Origin of the sequence: Mesorhizobium sp. LSHC420B00 (assembly GCF_000503055.1) — a bacterium.
In the GTDB taxonomy this organism is placed as follows: Bacteria; Pseudomonadota; Alphaproteobacteria; order Rhizobiales; family Rhizobiaceae; genus Mesorhizobium.
Genome location: NZ_AYVY01000001.1, coordinates 448,930 through 463,436, shown reverse-complemented (window position 1 = coordinate 463,436; position 14,507 = coordinate 448,930). Strand labels below are relative to the sequence as shown.

Below are 14,507 nucleotides of genomic sequence, written 5' to 3'. Positions count from 1 at the left end.
TCGCTGAGCGCCCCAGCAGAATGCCCGTTGCAGGCTTGCCAACCATATCGGCCAACCGGGCGCCGGATAACCGGCTGCTTGCCTCGACAGACGATGTGGCATCTTCGCGCGTGCAGGTCTAATGCGCAACACGGGCGATCGGTGGGCGGTGCGGCCCGATTAGTCGTCCACAGGCAGCAAATCCCAGCCCGCGCAGCAGGTGGCGACATCGTGCAGGGCGGGCAGCAATTCCATCGGCACCCCAGCGGGGGTACGCAGAGCTGGGTAGGTGTCGCCGGCACCGTCGAGCACGAGATCGCGGAACCGTTTCCACGGAAAGTGGGCACCTGGATCGCTGCATCGATCAGGGTCCAGCAAGGCATGCGATGCGATGTGTTTCAAATTTGGGTACTTCGCCCAACAGTAGCGCACGATTTCAGCGGCAATCTCCACCTGCCAGTCCGAGAATGGCTCCACGACATCGCGGCTCCGCGAATTGACTATCTGGATTGCGAGGCTCCAGTCATCGACTTTGGCCTGGCCAGCGTTCACCGCAGGATACGACCGATGGTCTCGCACGTGGAGGGCGGCGCTTGCCTCCGGCACACAGGCCCATGCGAACTTGCCATGCGGCTCTTCGTCCGTGCCAGGAATCAGCCAATGCCAACTGGCCCTGTGCGCTTTCATGACGGACATGGCGCCCGCCGAACTTAGCCCTGCCGCCGCGTGGATGACCAGCGCCCTGATTCCTTCGATCGGATCGACCGCTCGACGGGACGTCGCATTATACCAGTGATCCCGTACGCCGGGATAATATTCCTCCGGAATTCTGAATGGTGCAGGTCGTCCCGACCTTGGCAAATCAAAGAGAAAAAATCTCGGATCGTTCATCGTCCGTTATCCCAGGGTCGAGACCACCTTTGTCTGCGCCACGCGTGAAGGCAGCGTGATTCCCCCGCTCGCAGCCGTCTGCCGCGCGTCGACTGCCAATCACGTGCTGCTCACGAGCAACTTACGACGACCCGGTTCAAATCGGTGCATATCCCGATCTGGAGGCGAACCCGATGTTCTCCCGATCCCTTGGTGAGGAGCGATGCCGTGGATGAACTCGTAAACATCATCGTGTTGTGGCCAACCGTCACTTTTGGCTACCGGAACCGCCGCAACACCCGAGGATCCGGCATGTCTCGCCGACCCAGACGATCGTGCTGCGTCCGGATTGGAACGCTCGCGAATCCGGCACGCCAGTGGGGAGATAGCAGATGAATGCTCAGTTCGAGTTTTGCCGGTCCATGACCCGCAACCACCAGCTGGCTGCGTCCCTGCGGCGTCCGGCAAGCTTGTCTTGGCCGATCAAGGTGTATGTTCTCGGCGGGTTCCGGCTTGAACGTGACGGTTCGGCACTGGACCTTGGCGCCAAGCCACCGACGCGGGCCCTCGACATTCTTCGTGCCTTGGCCATCTCCCAGGGCCAAGTCTGCCCGCTCGAAGGCCTGCAGGACTGGCTCTGGCCCGACCTTGACGGCGACCAGGCGAAGGCTGCCTGCGATCAGGCGCTCCACCGTCTGCGCAAATTGCTCGGCCAGACGGACCTGGTGATTCAGAGGGAGGGCAAGCTGCGCCTCGCCGCAGACAGGGTTTGGGTGGATTTGGCCGATTGGGAGGCGCGCCTCAAACGGGCTCTGGCCTCGAATGCCGTGACTGAACCGGAGCTGGAGCGGCTCTTCCTCCTGTTCCCGGGGCCTCTCTTTCTGCACGAGCGTATTGCCGCCTGGTGCTTGCCGGCCGCTGAACGCGTGCGCCGCGACGTGATCGAACTCGCGATCCGCATCGGCAAGCACTGCGAGGCTCGCAACGATCCTGGGAAAGCCCGGACTATCTATTTGCGGGCGCTCGATTTTTACCCCGACTCTGTGAGAATCTACAAGGCGCTCATTCAGGGCGACATCGCCCAAGACGATGTTGCTGGCGCGATCGAGGATTACTCCTGCTACGAGCGGACACTTCGCGCATCATGCGGTAGCACACCTTCGCCTGAGCTGCGTGCCCTCATCCAGTTGCTCTTCGCGCGCCTTGCGCGTGAGACCGGACCTGTTGGGCAATATGTCAGGGCCGGTCGAGAACGGTTTGTCCCGGTTCTCAGGCCAGCGACGATCCCGGCGTGATCAACTTCGCCTACGCGCCTCTGTCGCCGATTCAGCGCGAGATCGCATTCTGCTTCAATCTCTCGAAAGCTCACGACTAAAGCCACTCCAGGCGCCAGCCGTCCAGCCTGAGCAGGCGGTCCTGCGGCACTTCCATGCTGACCGCATCTTGTTCGGACATCCCCAGCACGAAGCGGAACAGCGCGCGCATGACGCCACCATGGGTCACGCAGACCGTCTGGCGATCGAGCGCGTCGAACCACGGCTTCACCCGTTCGAGCAGCATCTGATAGCTTTCGGCGCCCTCGCCGGGCGGCTGGAAATTCCATTTATCGAGGCGGCGGTGCCTGGTCGAACCGGGATCGTTCGCCTCGAGTTCGGCAAAGGTGAAACCCTGCCAGTCGCCAAAGCTCAATTCTACGAGTAGCGGCTCGGTACGATAGGCGTGCGGATCGAGCTTCATCGCCGCGCGCAGGCGCTCCATCGTCTCGCGCGTGCGCCGCATCGGGCTGGCGACAAAGTCGAAATCTTCGGGCTTGTCGATGAGTTCGGCCAGCCTACGCCCGTTGCGGCTAGCCTGCTCGCGGCCAAGCTCGTTGAGGTCGGTATCGGCCTGCCCCTGCAGCCGGGCCTCGGCGTTCCACGCCGTCTGGCCGTGGCGCACGATATAGACGAGCGGGTACATCAGGTCTTCCGGAAGAGGTCAGGCGGCGGCGTCAGTCCTTGACGGTAGAAATATCCGGCGCGTCGACCGCCTTCATGCCGACGACATGATAGCCGGAATCGACATGATGGATCTCGCCGGTGACACCGCGCGAAAGGTCGGACAGGAAATAGACGCCGGAATCGCCAACCTCCTCCTGCGTCACCGTCTGCTTCAACGGGGAATTGTATTCGTTCCACTTCAGGATGTAGCGGAAATCGCCGATGCCGGATGCGGCAAGCGTCTTGATCGGGCCGGCGGAGATCGCGTTGACACGGATCTTCTTGGCGCCGAGATCGACGGCCAGATAGCGCACGCTGGCTTCGAGTGCCGCCTTGGCGACACCCATGACGTTGTAGTGCGGCATCACCTTTTCCGCGCCGTAATAGGTCAGCGTCAGCAGCGAGCCGCCGTCGGTCATCAGCGCCTCGGCACGTTTGGCGATGGTGGTGAAGGAATAGACCGAAATATCCATGGTGCGCAGGAAATTGTCGCGCGTCGTCTCGACATAGCGGCCGGTCAGCTCGTCCTTGTCGGAAAAGGCGATGGCGTGGACGAGGAAATCGAGCTTGCCCCAATGGCTGTCGATATCGGCGAACACCGCATCAAGGCTGGCCGGGTCGGTCACGTCGCAATGGCCGGCGACATGCGCGCCCAGTTCCGCGGCAAGCGGCTCGACGCGTTTCTTGAACGCCTCGCCCTGATAGGTCAGCGCGATCTCGGCGCCATGGTCGACACAGGCCTTGGCGATGCCGTAAGCGATCGAGCGATTGTTGGCGATGCCAAGGATAAGGCCGCGCTTGCCGGCCATAAGGCCCCGTCCACCCGCCATGTCAGCGCTCTCCGCAAGGTTCTCTACTTTGTGGAGTGCCTATCGCACAGCCACAGTGCCCCTTCAAGCGTTCAAAGCGGACAGTTCGGGGGACAAAGCGGTTGCTCAGCAGTGCCGCGCGTCCTTTGGACGTGCAAAGGACGCTGTAGCGCTTTGACCTTGCGGTCGTGGGCCAGTGAAAAAATACGACACTTGGTGTCCGTGTGGCACGGCGGAAGATGACCCTTTGGCGGAAGTTTCGTTGGCCAGCGGCCGAAGTCACGCTCATGACCCCAAGCCGACTTCATGATTTGAGCTGTGGACGACCGGTTTGCTCCTAATCTAAGACATTCCGGAGACGCGGCCCTATCCCGGAAGCGGACGTTGCCAGTGAGCGCGCTGGAGACGTGATTGCGCCAAACGTGGACCGCACGCGCGCTCCTCCAGCCGACACTCCTGTTAGGCTAGAGGCACCCCATTCCTGTCGTTGCAGCGAACTGAAAGCCCGCGTTGATGATCACGACTGGATTGCGAACGGATAGCAGACGGGTGGGCTAGGAACCCATTATGCCGTTGCCAATGGGACTATTCTAAGCCTTAGTGCTCACGATGGAGCTTCGATAACATCCGAGAAAGCCGCGTGGCTCTCTCAGCGTGTTGCAGGACGTCCGATGACCACCAGGGAACGAGTTCAGACCGGGTCGCTTGCAGGGGAGCGCAGGCATGTGACCGCGCTGTACTATGACATTGTTGGTTCGACCACTCTGCTAAATCAGCTGGACCCCGAAGAATTCGGCGCTATGCAACGTTCGCTCCACAATGGAGCGGCTGCATTGATCAGCGACTACAATGGCTACCTCGAGCGGGTTCATGGCGACGGCGGCTGCGCCTATTTCGGCTTTCCCGAGTCCAGGGAAGATGCCGCCGAATGTGCGGTCGCGTCGGCAATCGAAATTGTCGAGTGGTGCGAGAAACTGGCGAGACAGTCCGAATCCAGCCTCAAGGTAAGGGTCGGCATCACCACAGGTGTGGTCGTCATCGCTGACGCTTCGAAAACGAACCTTCCGGGCGCCACCGAGATTATTGGCGTCGCGCCGGCACTGGCTGCGCGCATCCAGTCCGAAGCAGCGCCGAACAGTGTTGCTGTCGCAGAAGCCACCTATCGGCTTACCATGGGCGCGTTCGAATTCGAGGAGATCGGTCCAAGGCACCTGAAAGGATTTGGCGAACCGGTACTTTTGTGGCGGCCATTAACTCGCCGGCAGCAGTTCGACCGCTTCACAGCGTATCGGCGCGTTTCCGCGCCGCTAATCGGTCGCGAAGACGAGCTTGAATTGTGTGGCCGGCGTTGGGTTAGAGCCGCAAACGGCAATGGCCAGTTCATTCTTCTCCATGGCGACCCCGGGATCGGAAAATCCCGGCTGATCGCCGAGTTCCGCCGTGATCTTGCCGCTAAGGGTGTGCGGACCCTGGTGTTTCAATGTCAGCCGCGCGGCAATTCGGAACCGCTGCACCCGTTTCTAGAACCTCTCAGAAAGGCAATCGCAGACGCGACCGGCAACGCCGACCCGGATCGGGATGCGGTCACGCGCTACCTGCGGTCACATGGCTCGGAACTTGGCGCGTTGAATGCCGAGATCATCACATTCCTTGTCGCGGGCGAGACGGAGGGGGGCGCTGGCCAAGCCTGGCAGGTCGATCTCTCGAACGAGGAGATCAGGGCGCGTGTTGTCGAGGCCATGCTGTCACTTCTGACGTCGCCGTCCGTTCTTGGACCGCTCCTCCTGATAATCGAGGACGTTCACTGGGCAGACACGCTCACCAAAGCACTTGTCGCCAAGCTGAGCCGGTGGATCGAAACACGGCCGATTCTTGCCGCAGTAACGTCGCGCGAGGCTATCGCGCCGGACGGTTTCGGCGATCCAAACGTGCTTGCCGTCGCCTTGTCTGGCCTGACTGCTCAAGCTACCGCGGAGCTGCTCAGCACGATCTGGGAGGATTATTCGCCACCAGATGAACTGGTCGCCTTTATCTACGAGAAGAGCGATGGCGTGCCCCTGTTTGCCGAACAGCTGGCGCTTTGGATCCGTGAACGAGCGAAGGCTGGCTTGCCAGATCGGGCCGGATTGGAGGCGTTGCTTCGTGCGGATAGCATTCTGGATCTCCGGGATCTTCTCGCAGCCCGCCTCGCCAGCTTGGGGCCATTGAGACGTGTCGCCCAAATCGCAAGCGTCCTAGGGCGACAGTTCCGACGGAAACTGCTGGCTTGTGTGCTTGAACTTGGGCCTCTTGCCATACCTCTGGACGAAGCAATCGAAGGTCTTGTCCAAGCCGGGATTGTCCGTCGGAAGTCTGGCGGTATGGAAATTCGCTTCCGCCACGTGCTGATCCAGGAAGCGGCCTACGAAAGCCTCCTGAAATCCGAGCGGCAGGAAATCCACACAAGCGTTGTAAATCTCATTCAATCAGGTGTTGTTCCGCCGCTCTCCGACGAGACGATGGCATGGCATTTCGGGCAGGCCGGACAGCCTGTGCAGGCGGCGCGCCACGCTATTCAGGCGGCAGAGGCTTGCGATGTTCGGTCAGCAATGCAGGAGGCAGAAAACCTGCTGGATTTCGCTGAGAAACAACTCGCTCAGGCCGGCAGGAATGCCGAGTCGAATGAGCAGCTGCTTCGCCTCCTCACAGTTCGCGGGCCGGTCGTTGCAGCGCTTTTCGGTAGAGGCAGCAAGCAAGCGCGTGCGATCTATGAGCGCGGCGTATCGCTGTGCGCCACGGTTAAGGATCGGGATCGTGCAGAATGGTTCCCGCTTTACTGGGGTTGGTGGTTCACTGCGCCCGACTACCAGACACAGCGCGCAAGATCCGACATCCTCGTGCAGGACCTTGAAGGCTCTGCAGATCCTGAGGTCCGGCTTCAGTCGCTGCATTGCGCATGGGCGACCAACATTGATGCCGGGCTGCATTCGCACTGCCTAAAATGCGTCGAGCAGGGTCTCGTTCTTTACGACGAGGATCGCGCATGTTTCAACCGCGGCCGTTACGGAGGTCATGACGCCAAGGTCTGCGGCCTGGGCGAACGTGCGTTCTCCCTGTGGTTCGTAGGCGACGACAATGGGGCTTCCGAAAGTATAATCGCTGCCAAACGATGGGCCGAGCACATCAATCATCCGAACAGCATGTTGCATGCACTGGAGTTCGAGATCGAGCTGAAACGATATCGAAACGACCATCCCGGTGTGATTGCGGTCTCCGAAAGGATCGGAGAACTCGGGCGGGCAACGCCGGGTGTACTCGCCAAGGCGGCGCTGTTCCGTGCCTGGGCGCAGGGTATGAGCGGGGACGCAGCAGCTGGCGTAGTGGCATTCGAAACCGAGCTGACACGCTGGCGCGAGATCGCGACCTACGAGGGTGCCCCCGTTTTTGAGGGCATGCGTTCGGAGTTGTTAGAACGCGCTGGACGCAACGACGAGGCCTTGTCGATACTGGATAGCATCATCGCGGCTTCGACCAGCAGTGGGCAAGTGTTCTGGCTTGCTGAGTTGCTACGGCAGCGCGGTGTGCTCCGTCATACCCTTGGCGAATCGCAGGAGGCGGTGATGGCCGACCTTCGTCGAGCGCTCGAAGTCAGCACCGAACAGCGGGCCGCACCCCTGGCGTCACGCGTGCGGCTGGACCTCGATCGGCTCCGGCTGTGAAGTCCGACACCGGCTTTGCGCAGGCGCTTGCCATTCCTGCGAATGAGATCGGTCTTAGGCTCGACCGCGAACTCTCCGCCCTTGGCGATGCCCAGTGCACAGACTCCGCAGCCACCGAGAAGCTCGCCCGCGGGCTTTTCTCCGTCCGGAGACGTTTTGGCATAACGCGGATCGGATCGTTGACCCGCCTTGATCGCGCCGGCGTGGCGGTTGCTCAAGCCGTGCGGCCATTGTCGCTCTCCAACGCTGTCTCCCAGGGCAAGGGTGAAACCCTCATAGAGGCAGCGGCCGGGGCACTGATGGAAGCGCTCGAAGGATGGGCAGCGGAGCAGGTCTCGCATGAGCGCATCAGGATCGCAAGCGCGCGCGTTCTGGGAGAAGAGATTCGGGCCCTCTATGCCGGCTGCCGAGTCCATGACTTCGACGCCGGCTGGGATCAACTGCAACTCCAGTGGACCGACGGTTATGATATTTTCACCGGCCGGGTGCTGCCAGTTCCTCTCCCCCTGGTCGATACCATCTACACGCTTCCGTCCCCGCATCCCGTGGCGTTTCCCCGATCCACGCGCGGACTCGCCGCCGGGCAAACGCTAGTTTCCGCGATCACCCATGCAGCGCTAGAAATCATCGAGCGCGCGAGCATCGCAGGAGCCAAGCGGTATCCACGTTCCTTTCCGGAAATTCGTATCGACCCCGCCCGTATTGGCGGTCCGCGTTCGTCGCGAATTCTGGCAAGCCTCGCAGCCGCGGATCTCGTTGCCGGAATATGGCTCGTCCCAGGCGATCATGATTTGCCGGTCTTTCGCTGCGCCGTAATGGAATCGGAAGCGCATCAGGAGATTGCGCCGCTGCCGGGCGAGGGGTTTGCGTGCGACTTTACCCATGATGGCGCCTTGGCCAAGGCACTGATGGAGGCGGCACAGGCCCGGGTAACCGCGCTCGCCGGTGCCCGTGAAGATATTACACGTGCCGCTTATCCCGAGTGGTACGACCGAGTGGACCTGGACACGCGTCGACGCTCGTTCCGGGTGCCAGGGAACGCCACCACGCTTCCCGCCGATAGCGTCGGACCGACCTCAGGCGCCAGCAAGCTCGACGCCGTTCTCAAATCGCTAAGGCGCGCCGGAGCGCAGGCGGCCCTTGTCGTGCCGCTCCATAGCAGCACGGATCCCGATATCGAGATTGTCCGTCTCGTCGCCCCTCCGCTCAAAGACCTCATCAGAGGATAGGGATGGCGGACAAGCCGGTCATTTTCCTCGGACCGACACTGCCGCGTGCCCAAGCGGCAGCCATCCTCGACGCCGTTTATCTACCGCCCGCCGAACAGGGTTCGATCGTCCGCGCAATGAGAGCCTATCAACCGAAAGCGATAATCCTCATCGACGGTTCGTTCGGGAAGGTACCGGCAGTTCGTCACAAGGAAATCCTGTGGGCGTTGGGAAACGGAATTCCGGTGTTCGGGGCGGCAAGCATGGGCGCGCTCCGCGCCGCTGAACTGGCGGCGTTCGGCATGCAGGGCCATGGCTTCATCTACCGATGGTACGCGTTGACGCCGCTCGCCGACGACGATGAAGTCGCGGTAGCGATGTGTCCTACTGAACTCGGCGCGGCGGCCCTGAGCGAAGCGCTTATCAACATACGCCTTACGCTAAAGCGGGCATTGCGAGCAGGCATCATCAACGCCGTGGAAAGGCGATCTCTGGAAGTGCTGGCGCGGGACACGCACTTCGTCGATCGCAGCTATCCGAGGCTGCTCGCGGAGGCGCGATCTTCTCTGCCCAGCAAATCCGCAACGGCCCTGGATCGGCTTGCTGACTGGCTCCCCCGATCGGCGATCGACCGCAAACGCGAAGACGCAACCGGCTTGCTGGCGAAACTTGCATGCTGCCCTGAACTTCTGGCGCATGCGCCGATGACCCCGCCTTTCACCCTGACCGAAGCTTGGGCCTATGACCTCGGCGCGGCCGGGCTGTGGGACGACGACATTGGGTCTGTTCTTGCGGAACGGGATGGATTTTGATCTAACAGGAATACTTCAGACTGTCCTTTCAGGAGAGGGGTGGGACTGCCTGCATGGGCGCCAGTGCAAGATGGCAGTCGGGTATTGGATCCGCGGCTTCGCGCCTTGGAACACGCTTTCTTGTTTTTCCCCAACCTCCTTTCATTCAGGGTTACGAACGGCCCGAGATGATTTGGGTCTCCACGCCGCCTGACGCGATCGGCCCCGGGCCAGCCGACCGACGGATGTATGTGATCGACCCGTTGCTTGAAAAGCAGCCATACCAGTTTCCTTACCTGCCTCCTTACGCCGGTGCCCTCAGGCCGCCTGCGGTAGCCGGCCCAGACGGGCACTTCGACAACATTCCGCTGGGCACACCGGAGTTCGAGGCGGCGCATGCCTACGCTTGCGTGCGGCGGGTGCTCGACATCTGCGAGAGCTATGTGGGGCGCGAGATTCCCTGGTTCTTCGAACCGACCTATCCGCGTCTCGAGATTGTGCCGCGGCTGAACTGGGACAACGCCCAGTCGGGTTACGGCTTTCTGGAGATGGGGATCGATGAGGCCCGCGGAACCACGCAGCCCTTCGCGCTCAACTTCGATGCTGTTGCACACGAGATCGGGCATCTGGTGATTTTCGGCGTCATGGGAGTTCCCCGTTTCGATCCGCCGCATGAATACTTCGCCTACCACGAGGCAGTGGCCGATTTCATCGCGCTGATCTCGCTCCTGCACTTCGATACTGCGCTGGATTTGCTTTTGCGGCGCACGCGCGGCAACCTCCTGATCAACAACGAACTGGACCGCTTCGGCGAGCTCTCCGACGAAAAGCAGGTCCGACGGTTCAGCCACTCGCTGCGGATGAGCGACGTCAGCACGGAAGTGCATGACCTTTCCAAGCCCTTCGCGGGCGCACTCTTCGACATCCTTATCGAGATCTACCAGGTGCTGCTGTTCGAACGCGGGCTGTCCGATCTGGATCCGCGTGACTTTCGTGATCTCAGGAGTGAGCTTTCCGAAGAAGAGGTCGAAGACCTGCTTTCGGTTTCACTCGCCGCCAATGACGGCCGCCTCTTCGCATTGAAATCGGCATTGGAAGAAGCCCGCGACCTAGTGGGCGAGATCCTGGTGCGGTCGTGGGAAGAGCTTGATCCGCATGCACTGGACTATCGCGAAGCAGCCGAGGCGATGGTTGTTGCCTGCGAAAGCGGGCGTGCGCGCCGCTTCGCTGACAGCCTTGTCGACAACTTCGCCTGGCGCGAGATTTTTTGAAGGAGAAAGGGATGCCAAAGTCACCAACGCCGACAGGCAACCCACTTAAACCGTCTGGCCCGGGCGGTGGGCCAGGTCGATCGCCAAACAATACTGGAGGGAGAAGCATTATGTCGTCCGATATTCCTGCGCCACCCAGCGCGCAAAACTATTCGCCGGATCAGATTACGCTCTATGGCGTCAGGTTGAATTTCGATAATGTGGGCAAAGTTAGTCACAGAACAGCGACTTTGCCGTTGAATGAAAACTTACTTCGCATGTCCATTGTCAAGAAACGCGATGACCTCGAGCCTATAATTCCAACCAAGGAGGTGATTGCTGTCGTCTATGGATATGCCTTTGAAGGTCAATGCTACCGCAATGACAAACCAAAACTACTCATTTTTCATCCAACGTCACGAGAAACCGCCGCGACAGGATGCGGATTTGATGACCTGGGATACGTCATGTGGGGAGTTACAAAGAAAACCCCGATCATGGAACTTGCCACAAGTACTGACTTCGCCGAAGAAATCATCTTGAATGCAAACCTTCCCGGCAACCGCAGCCCAAACACTTACGGGAACAGCTTCATGCTGGCACATCGCGGCGGCCGGCTAAGCCGCGGAGGGGGGAGCCAAAGTTAGTTCTTGGTATCTTCCTTGGCGGCTTCTTGCTTCGACTTCGAGGGTGGCGGTGGCGGGAAAGCTTTGTCATCAATATTGTATGTGCTGTCAGCCTCGACCTCCATATTCTCTTCGTGTACAAGCCAATCTTTCTCGTTCTTGCTCACATAGACATCGACACTGCCGACGTTATTGCCTTGGGTCGTAACGGCCACCTCACGTTTGGCATCACGGACTTTCAGGAAAAACTCCGTCGGCGGCGGCTCGGGAAATGGTAGTTTGTCTGTTATTCTCAAAAATTTATCACTAACCGTCACGGTGAAATATATCGATTCCACGCCTGCCATTGATCCCTCCTGCAGAAGGCCGTGCTCAAATTCGGTGCGAAGCAGTACAGTGCAACCAGTTCGGCTCGTTGTAAAGGCAGTGACTACGGCCTTACCTTTCGGGCACAGAACCCACACGGACAAACTCGACCCCGGTGATCGCCATCGCAGGTCGCCTCTCCACGATTGCCAGGATGGAGCGGATAGTTGTGCTCGATCAGGGACGCATCGTGGAAGAAGGCGGGCCGGACGAACTGGTGGGACAGGATGGCCCTGTTTGCCCGTCTGTGGAAACACCAAACCGGTGGCTTTATTCCTTACGAGATAAGCTAACCTACCCCTGTTGCAGGAGCCGACAAAGCTCCAGAGATTTGCGACGGAAATTGGGATTCCCGTTCTGCAGTCGCGAGCGCTCCGATCTACGCTCACGGCGCTTCGTGGCTTGAACGTCGCTCTCATCTATGAAGCTCCATAAGCTGCCCTTCCGCTCGCGGCTCCAAACGCGACGTCTGAGCAGTAGTTCGGCGACAACGCTCCTGGCCCAATCAAGACGTTCGGTGTATAGCAGAAGCGTCCGCAAGTCCGCTTTTCCACACGGCATCAAGCGCCGGCCTTTTCGATCGTCAGCCCTTTCGCCGGCGCATCAGCGCCTCGAGCTCGGCGTCGCCGCCTTCCGGCAGCATCAGCCGCACGTGCGCGTAGAGGTCGCCGTGACCGCCGGCCTTTTCCGGCAGGCCCCTGCCCTTCAGCCGCAGAACCTTGTCCGAGCTCGACCAAGGGGGGACGTTGACCGCAATCCTGCCGGTCGGGGTTTCGACCGCCACCTTGGCGCCGTGCACCGCATCGGCCAGTTCCACCGGCAGGTCGACATGCAGGTCGCGCCCCTCGACGCGGTAGCGCGGGTGCCGGCGGAAACGGATTTTAACCAGCGCATCGCCCGGCTGGCCCGGTCCTTGCTCACCCTGGCCTTTCAGGCGGATGGTCTGGCCGTCCTCGACATAGGCCGGCAACTTGACCGCCATCTTGCGGCCGTCGGGGAACATCGCCGTCACTTTCTCGGCGGTTGCGGCCTCCTCGATGGTGACGTCCAGCGTCACGTTGAGGTCGGCTGCGGTCGGCATCCGGCGGCCGGCGCCCATGCCGGCACCGCGCTGCTGGCTGAAAGCATCGCCGAAGATCTGGCTGAAGATGTCGCTGTTGCCGTCGAACGGGTCACCGCCGGGACGGCCCGTGCGGAATTCGAAATGCGCGCCGCCCGGCCCTTGCTGCCGGCGGAAACCGGCGAAAGGATCGGCGCCGCCGGCCGCACTCTCGAAACCCTGGAACCGCGGTTTGCCTTCGGCGTCGATCTCACCGCGATCGAAAGCCGCGCGGTTCTTCTCGTCGCCGACGATCTCGTAAGCCTGGTTGGCGGCGGCAAAACGCTCCTTTGCCTTGGGATCCGGATTCTGGTCCGGATGATACTTCTTGGCGAGCTTCCGGTACGCCGATTTTATGTCCTTGGCCGATGCGTTCTTGGCAACGCCCAGCACCTCATAGGGGTCGCGCATGCTTACTGCCCTGGAGAAGGAGTGGTTCCATGATCGCCTCCTATATGCGCTTGCATAGGAAGAAATTCCAGTGGCTTACCACTATATCGCCGGCGGAAAATCAGAGCGCCTTGAAGTCCTGCATTCGCCAGGCGCTGCCGCCGGCCAGGCATACTTCGCCTTTGAACAGCGCGACGCCGTCGAAGCTCTCGCGCGACGCGGTGAAGCGACGGCATGTCTCACCGTTAGCCCTGAATTCCGCGAGCTCGGTGATGGAGCCGCGCGAGCCGGTGTCGGCATTCGCCCAGGGAACGGCCTGCCCAGCCAGTTGCTCGACGTCGGCGGAGGACACGGCGTTGCGGATCGTGGCCTGATCGGAGGCGCGGTCCTGATCGAGCGGCGTGACTGAGGCCGGCGTGCTCGAGGTCAGCACCGAGCGGTCGACCTCCGCCTGCTCCAGGCTGAAGCCGCCGCCGCCACAGGCGGTAAGCGGCAGGACGATTATCACGATCATGGCTTTGGCGCTGGCCGAAGCGATAACGCTCCATTGCCCACTGTCAAAAGCTTGCGCGATACGCGACAATCGGCAATCTCCCCAGCCGGCGACAAATTTGGGAAAACTATGAGCGAAACCGGGTTAACAAGCGGTGACTTTACCGAGGCGGCGGAGCCGTTCCGCCTCTTTGCGGCGTGGCTCGACGACGCGACGAAGAGCGAGATCAACGACCCCAACAGCGTGGCGCTGGCGACCGTTGATGCCGAAGGCATGCCGAATGTGCGTATGGTGCTGCTCAAGGGGTTCGATGAGGGCGGATTTGTCTTCTACACGAATTTCGAGAGCGCCAAGGGCCGTGAGATCCTTGGCAGCATGAAAGCGGCGATGTGCTTCCACTGGAAATCGCTGCGCCGGCAGGTGCGAGCGCGCGGCCCGGTGGAGATCGTCACCGACGCCGAAGCCGACGCCTATTACGCGACGCGTCCGCGCGGCAGCCGCATCGGCGCCTGGGCCTCCAAACAGTCGCGGCCGCTGGAGAGCCGCTTCGCGCTGGAAAAGGCGGTCGCCGAATACACGGCGCGCCATGCGATCGGCGAGATCCCGCGGCCAAAACACTGGTCAGGCTTTCGCATCGTGCCGCAGAGCATCGAGTTCTGGCACGACCGTCCGTTCCGGCTGCACGACCGTGTCGTCTTTTCGCGCAACGCCGAGGGCGGCTGGGACAAGGTGAGGCTTTATCCGTAGGGGACGATGCCGCGCTGTTTCAATCGCAGGAGTGACTCCTATGTGGCTGCGCAGGCCATCGAGGATTTTGTAGCCCGTGAGGAATGGCAACTCGCCGAAATAGAGGCAGGATTGGCTGAAGCCTCGCGCGGCGATTTTGCCAGTGCCGGCGAGGTAGAGGCTGTTGTCGGGAAATACGTCAAGTCGACCCGCCAGGCATAAG

At 61.0% G+C, this 14,507-nt stretch carries 14 protein-coding genes; 8 read left to right on the top strand and 6 right to left on the bottom strand.

Annotated elements, in window-relative coordinates; all coding sequences use genetic code 11:
• Positions 1-159 precede the first annotated feature (159 nt).
• Positions 160-870 (bottom strand): N-acetylmuramoyl-L-alanine amidase, encoded by a 711-nt coding sequence (locus X760_RS42930; RefSeq protein ID WP_023716896.1) that lies wholly within the window; start codon positions 868-870, stop codon positions 160-162.
• Positions 871-1,241: 371 nt separating this feature from the next.
• Here X760_RS42930 and X760_RS42925 point away from each other — a divergent pair, with 371 nt between their 5' ends.
• On the top strand, positions 1,242-2,144 hold the full coding sequence (locus X760_RS42925; protein ID WP_023716895.1) for a BTAD domain-containing putative transcriptional regulator: 903 nt from the start codon (positions 1,242-1,244) through the stop codon (positions 2,142-2,144).
• A 76-nt stretch (positions 2,145-2,220) separates the two neighbouring features.
• Here the strand turns inward: X760_RS42925 and X760_RS42920 are convergent, their stop codons facing one another.
• A complete protein-coding gene (locus X760_RS42920; RefSeq protein WP_023716894.1) occupies positions 2,221-2,808 on the bottom strand; it encodes a histidine phosphatase family protein in 588 nt (195 codons plus the stop codon).
• A 31-nt stretch (positions 2,809-2,839) separates the two neighbouring features.
• Positions 2,840-3,658, bottom strand: a complete 819-nt coding sequence (gene fabI / locus X760_RS42915) for an enoyl-ACP reductase FabI (protein WP_023716893.1) — start codon at positions 3,656-3,658, stop codon at positions 2,840-2,842.
• A 650-nt stretch (positions 3,659-4,308) separates the two neighbouring features.
• Between fabI and X760_RS42910 the strand changes: the two genes are divergently transcribed.
• From X760_RS42910 to X760_RS73600, 5 genes are all read left to right on the top strand, one after another.
• Positions 4,309-7,335 (top strand): adenylate/guanylate cyclase domain-containing protein, encoded by a 3,027-nt coding sequence (locus tag X760_RS42910; protein WP_031193359.1) that lies wholly within the window; start codon positions 4,309-4,311, stop codon positions 7,333-7,335.
• Entirely contained in the window at positions 7,332-8,564 is a 1,233-nt protein-coding gene (locus tag X760_RS42905; RefSeq protein WP_023716891.1) for a YcaO-like family protein, read from the top strand. The genes X760_RS42910 and X760_RS42905 overlap by 4 nt, the downstream gene beginning before the upstream one ends.
• A gap of 2 nt (positions 8,565-8,566) precedes the next feature.
• Entirely contained in the window at positions 8,567-9,355 is a 789-nt protein-coding gene (locus X760_RS42900) for a TfuA-like protein (RefSeq protein WP_023716890.1), read from the top strand.
• Positions 9,356-9,408: 53 nt separating this feature from the next.
• Complete coding sequence (locus X760_RS42895; protein WP_023716889.1) at positions 9,409-10,605, top strand: hypothetical protein; 1,197 nt, start codon at positions 9,409-9,411, stop codon at positions 10,603-10,605.
• 110 nt (positions 10,606-10,715) lie between these two features.
• Positions 10,716-11,231: a hypothetical protein gene (locus X760_RS73600; RefSeq protein WP_051409559.1), complete on the top strand. Its 516-nt coding sequence runs from the start codon at positions 10,716-10,718 to the stop codon at positions 11,229-11,231.
• On the opposite strand, the gene X760_RS42885 is transcribed toward X760_RS73600, so the two are convergent.
• The 3 genes from X760_RS42885 to X760_RS42875 all read right to left on the bottom strand — a co-directional run bounded on the left by X760_RS42885 (position 11,228) and on the right by X760_RS42875 (position 13,648).
• Entirely contained in the window at positions 11,228-11,557 is a 330-nt protein-coding gene (locus X760_RS42885; RefSeq protein ID WP_023716887.1) for a hypothetical protein, read from the bottom strand. The two genes, X760_RS73600 and X760_RS42885, sit on opposite strands and share 4 nt — an antisense overlap.
• Before the next feature lie 602 nt (positions 11,558-12,159).
• On the bottom strand, positions 12,160-13,086 hold the full coding sequence (locus tag X760_RS42880; protein WP_023716886.1) for a DnaJ C-terminal domain-containing protein: 927 nt from the start codon (positions 13,084-13,086) through the stop codon (positions 12,160-12,162).
• A gap of 100 nt (positions 13,087-13,186) precedes the next feature.
• On the bottom strand, positions 13,187-13,648 hold the full coding sequence (locus X760_RS42875; RefSeq protein WP_023716885.1) for an RT0821/Lpp0805 family surface protein: 462 nt from the start codon (positions 13,646-13,648) through the stop codon (positions 13,187-13,189).
• Between the two features lie 39 nt (positions 13,649-13,687).
• On the opposite strand from X760_RS42875, the gene pdxH reads away from it, so the two are divergent.
• Both pdxH and X760_RS42865 read left to right on the top strand, forming a co-directional pair.
• On the top strand, positions 13,688-14,305 hold the full coding sequence (pdxH, locus tag X760_RS42870) for a pyridoxamine 5'-phosphate oxidase (protein WP_023716884.1): 618 nt from the start codon (positions 13,688-13,690) through the stop codon (positions 14,303-14,305).
• A 6-nt stretch (positions 14,306-14,311) separates the two neighbouring features.
• Positions 14,312-14,506 carry a hypothetical protein gene (locus tag X760_RS42865; RefSeq protein ID WP_023716883.1) on the top strand — a complete coding sequence of 65 codons (195 nt, stop codon included), beginning with the start codon at positions 14,312-14,314 and terminating at the stop codon, positions 14,504-14,506.
• The last annotated feature ends 1 nt before the right edge of the window (position 14,507 follow it).